The following is a 260-nucleotide window of genomic DNA, read 5'->3' as shown; positions in this document are numbered from 1 at the left end:
TCAGTTTGTGATGATGAAACCGGAGGAAGCACCACCAATGAACAAGCAACCTTTAATTTATTTAGTAAAGTTGAAGAAATCACGCAAGGCGATCAGACTATTTTAGTGAATTTCTACGAAGATGAAGCTTTGGAGAATCAAATTACGGATACCGAAAATTTTGTGAATACCCAAGCTAATCCACAAGTGGTGTATGTTGAAGCTGTCGATTTAGACACGGATTGTACGAAAACGACCACCTTGACCATAGAAGTAATTCC

1 protein-coding gene is annotated in these 260 nt (G+C 38.5%); it reads left to right on the top strand.

Annotated features, from left to right (window positions below; all coding sequences use genetic code 11):
- The coding region (locus G7034_RS11780; RefSeq protein ID WP_166401159.1) for a hypothetical protein at positions 1-260 on the top strand (260 nt) is incomplete at both ends.

The sequence above is a fragment of the Psychroflexus maritimus genome, assembly GCF_011089875.1.
Lineage (GTDB): Bacteria > Bacteroidota > Bacteroidia > Flavobacteriales > Flavobacteriaceae > Psychroflexus > Psychroflexus maritimus.
The sequence above is the reverse complement of the archived record's forward strand: the minus strand, read 5'-3'. Positions and strand labels throughout refer to the sequence as shown.